Here is a 4,359-nt window from a genome sequence, read left to right as displayed (position 1 = left end):
GTTCAACGTCGCGCCGACCGAGGTCGAGAACGTCCTTCGTCAGCACCCCTCGGTCGCCGACGTCGCGGTGGTGGGGGTGCCGGACGCCCACGCCGGTGAGGCGGTGGTGGCGGCCGTCGTGCCCGCGACGCCCGGCGAGTTCGACGCCGAGGCCGTGCGCGCGTTCGCGCGGAGCATTCTGACGCCCTACAAGGTGCCCAAGCGCCTCGTGATCGTCGACGACCTGCCGCGTTCGCTCATCGGAAAGGTACTGCGTCGGCAGGTGCGCGAGCGGATCCTCGCCGACTGACGCGCGGGCGGGTGCGCTCTACTCCGCGGGCGAGGTCTCGGTCTCGGTGTCGCCGGTCGCGGCGTCCAGCGCTGCGGGCCCCTGCTCGACCAGCACGCGGAACTGCGCCGCGTCCAGGATCCGCAGCCCCAGGTCTTCGGCCTTGGCGAGCTTGGAACCCGCACCCGGACCCGCCGCGACGAAGTCGGTCTTCTTCGACACGCTCGAGGCGGCCTTGCCCCCGGCGGCGATGATCGCCTCTTGGGCGCCCTCGCGGGTATACCCCTCGAGCGAGCCCGTCGCGACGACCGTCAGGCCGGCGAGCACTCCCCCGGCCGCGGCGGCCGCCCCCGGCCCCGGATGCCCGGGGATGGCGAAGCGCACGCCCGCGGCGGTCCAGCGTTCGACGATCTCGACGTGCCAGTCGACGCCGAACCAGTCGATGACCGCATCGGCGATGATCCCGCCCACCCCCTCGACGGCGGCGAGCTCTTCGCGCGAGGCGGCGCGGATGGCATCCAGCGATCCGAACCACTGGGCGAGGGCCCGTGCGGCCACCGGTCCGACGTGACGGATGTTGAGCGACACGAGCAGACGCCAGAGGTCTTTCGTCTTCGCCTTCTCGAGCTCGGCGACGAGCTTGGTCGCCTGCTCGGACGGACGCACCTCGCGATAGTCCTTGCGGATGCCGCGCCGCCGCCGCTCCGCGGGATCGAGGTCGTCGCTGCCCGGCGGGTACGTCGCGGGGCCCAGCTTCTGGAACGGCGCCCGGCGGACCGGTTCTCCGGTGTCGGGGTCGACCTTCCGCTCACCGGTCTCGGAGTCGCGCACCACGACCTCGATCGGCACGAGCTCGTCGAGCGTCAGGTCGAACAGGCCGGCCTCGGTGTCGAGCGGCGGACGCTCGGGCACCTCGGGCTGGGTGAGGGCGGCGGCCGTCACCTCGCCCAGGGCCTCGATGTCGAGCGCGCCGCGCGAGCCGATGTGCTCGACGCGGCCGCGCACCTGCGCGGGGCACGAGCGGGCGTTGGGGCACCGCAGGTCGATGTCGCCCTCTTTCGCCGGCCGCAGCGGGGTGCCGCACTCGGGACAGTCCGCCGGCATGACGAACGCGCGCTCGGTGCCGTCGCGCAGCTCGACCACCGGGCCCAGCACCTCGGGGATGACGTCGCCGGCCTTGCGCAGGACGACGGTGTCGCCGATGAGAACGCCCTTGACCTTGACGACGTCCTGGTTGTGCAGGGTCGCCTGGCGCACGACGCTGCCGGCGACCCTGGCCGGCTCCATCACGGCGAACGGCGTCGCTCGCCCGGTGCGGCCGACCGAGACGACGATGTCGAGCAGCTTCGTGTTGACCTGCTCGGGCGGGTACTTGTACGCGATCGCCCAGCGCGGGGCACGGCTGGTCGCACCGAGCTCGTCGTGCAGGGCCAGTTCGTCGACCTTGACCACGACGCCGTCGATCTCGTGCTCGACGTCGTGGCGGTGCTCGCCGTGGTAGGCGACGAACGACAGCACTCCGTCGATGCCCGACTCGACCCGGCTGTAGGGCGAGGTGGGCAGCCCCCACCCGGCGAGCAGGTCGTAGACCTCGCTCTGCGCCGCGACCGGGGGGTCGGGCCAGGCGCCGATGCCGTGCACGTAGAGCGCGAGGGAGTCGATACGGGCGAGCCCGGCTTCGAGCTCGAGTCCGCTCTTCTTCTCGATCTGCTGGCGCAGACCACCGCTCGCGGCGTTGCGGGGGTTGGCGAAGGCGGGGAAACGCCGGGCGGCCGCCTGCTCGGCCTTGTCGAGGTCGAAGGACCGACCGCCGCGCCGGGCCGCGGCGCGCTCGCGAGCCTCGGCGACCGCGCGGTCACGCAGTTCGCCCTGCAGGCGGTTCAGATCCTCGAACGCGGCCACGGGGATGAAGACCTCGCCGCGCACCTCGACCAGGGCGGGATGCCCCTCGCCCCTCAGCTCGCGCGGGACCCCCGCGAGACGCAGGGCGTTCTCGGTGACGATCTCGCCGACCCGCCCGTCGCCGCGGGTGGCCGCCGACGTCAGCACGCCGTTCTCGTAGCGCAGACTGATCGCGAGCCCGTCGATCTTGAGCTCGCTGAGCCAGTGCACGGCGCGGCCCGCCGCCGCCTCGGTCTTGACGGCCCAGTCGCGCAGTTCGTCGGGTGAGAACACGTTGTCGAGGCTCAGCATGCGCTCGGCGTGCTCGATCGTGGCGAGGTCGGTCGCCTCGGCCGCGCCCACCGAGAGCGTCGGGCTGTCCTGCCCCTGCAGCTCGGGGAACAACCGCTCGATCGCCTCGAGCCGGTGCATCCACCCGTCGTAGGTGGCGTCGTCGACCAGCTCGGCATCCCGCCCGTAGTACGCCTCGCGCGCGTCGACGATGCGCTGCGTCAGGTCGGCCGCCTCGGCGCGCGCCTGGTCGAGGGTCAGGTCGGGAAGCTGGTCGTGCTCGGTCACCGTCCCAGCTTAGGCAGGGCCTCCGACATCGCCCGCGGGCCTTGCGGCGGCGCGGTACGCGCGGATCACGCCTCGACGGGCACCGCCGACACCGTGCGATCGATCGTGAACTGACCCAGTACGCGCGTGCCGTCGTAGAGCACAGCGGTCTGCCCCGGGGCGACCCCGTCGAACGGCGTCTCGGGTCGCACCGTCAGCACCCCGTCGACGAGCTCGGCCACGGCCGGTACGGGTTCGGCGTGCGCGCGGATCTGCGCGTGGCACGCAAACCGCTCTTCTCTCGGGGCGCGGCCGGCCCAGGTGAAGCGCTCCCCCGCGATCTCGGCGCAGGCCAGGGCCTCTTTCGGTCCGACCACGACGGTGTTCGACACGGGTCGCACCTCGAGCACGAAGCGCGGCTTGCCGTCGGCGGCGGGGACGCCCAGCTGCAGCCCGCGTCGCTGGCCCACGGTGAAGGCGTGGGCGCCCTCGTGCGAGCCGACGACCGCTCCCGTGCGATCGAGGATCTCGCCGCGCTCCGCGCCCACCTTGTCGGCGAGCCAGCCGCGCGTGTCGCCGTCGGGGATGAAGCAGATGTCGTGGCTGTCGGGCTTCTGCGCGACGGTGAGCCCGCGCTCCTCGGCCTCGGCACGCACGAGCGCCTTGGACGGGGTCGAGCCGAGCGGGAAGTAGGTGTGCGCCAGCTGAGCGGCCGTCAGCACGCCCAGCACGTAGGACTGGTCCTTGGCGTTGTCGGACGCGCGGTGCAGCTCGCGCCCCTCGGGCGTGTCGAGGAGCGTGGCGTAGTGCCCCGTGCACACGGCGTCGAAGCCCAGTTCGAGGGCGCGCTCGAGCAGGGCGGCGAACTTGATCTTCTCGTTGCAGCGCATGCAGGGATTGGGGGTGCGTCCCGCCCGGTACTCGGCGACGAAGTCGTCGATCACGTCGTCGCGGAAGCGCTCCGAGAAATCCCACACGTAGAACGGGATGCCGAGACGGTCGGCCGCCCGACGCGCGTCCATCGCGTCCTCGATCGTGCAGCAGCCGCGGCTGCCCGCGCGCAGCGTGCCGCCCGCCCGCGAGAGCGCGAGGTGCACGCCGACCACGTCATGGCCGGCGTCGACCGCCCGCGCCGCCGCCACCGCGGAATCGACGCCACCGCTCATCGCCGCCAGAACTCGCATCGTCCCAGTCTACGAACGGCCCGCTGAACGGGCGCCGGATGCCACGGCTCGCGCGTACGCGGGCGCGAGTCGCGCGAGCACGGCGTCGACGTCGTCGTCCGTCGAGGTGTAGCCCAGGGTGAAACGCAGCACCGAGCGGGCGGCCCGATCGTCGCGCCCCAGAGCGCGCACGACGTGCGACGGCTCGGCGACGCCCGCCTGGCACGCCGAGCCGGTCGACACCGCGATCCCGTCCATGTCGAGCAGGAACAGCAGCGTCTCGCCGGCGGCATCCGGGAACAGCACGTGCGCGTTGCCGGGTAAGCGCTCGCGCGGATCGCCGAGCAGCTCGGCGTCGGGGATCGACGAACGGATGCCGGCCACCAGCCGATCGCGCAGGCCCGCGATCCGCGCGGTCTCGGCCTGGCGCTGCGCCTCGGCGGCGCGGGCGGCGGCGGCGAACGCGACGGCTCCGGCGACGTCCTGCGT

General features: G+C 73.1%; 4 protein-coding genes. 1 reads left to right on the top strand and 3 read right to left on the bottom strand.

Features of this window, described 5'->3' with window-relative positions; all coding sequences use genetic code 11:
• A partial coding sequence (locus DC432_RS15865; RefSeq protein ID WP_431739694.1) for an AMP-binding enzyme occupies nt 1-289 on the top strand: 289 nt, incomplete at its 5' end.
• An 18-nt stretch (nt 290-307) separates the two neighbouring features.
• Here the strand turns inward: DC432_RS15865 and ligA are convergent.
• The 3 genes from ligA to DC432_RS15850 all read right to left on the bottom strand — a co-directional run.
• Nucleotides 308-2,728 carry an NAD-dependent DNA ligase LigA gene (gene ligA, locus DC432_RS15860; RefSeq protein WP_116538661.1) on the bottom strand — a complete coding sequence of 807 codons (2,421 nt, stop codon included), beginning with the start codon at nt 2,726-2,728 and terminating at the stop codon, nt 308-310.
• A 65-nt stretch (nt 2,729-2,793) separates the two neighbouring features.
• A complete protein-coding gene (mnmA, locus tag DC432_RS15855; protein ID WP_116538660.1) occupies nt 2,794-3,891 on the bottom strand; it encodes a tRNA 2-thiouridine(34) synthase MnmA in 1,098 nt (365 codons plus the stop codon).
• 9 nt (nt 3,892-3,900) lie between these two features.
• The coding region (locus tag DC432_RS15850) for an aminotransferase class V-fold PLP-dependent enzyme (protein ID WP_116538659.1) at nt 3,901-4,359 on the bottom strand (459 nt) is incomplete at its 5' end.

Source organism: Microbacterium testaceum (assembly GCF_003075375.1).
Taxonomy (GTDB): domain Bacteria; phylum Actinomycetota; class Actinomycetes; order Actinomycetales; family Microbacteriaceae; genus Microbacterium; species Microbacterium testaceum_E.
This window is presented reverse-complemented; position numbering and strand designations above follow the sequence as displayed.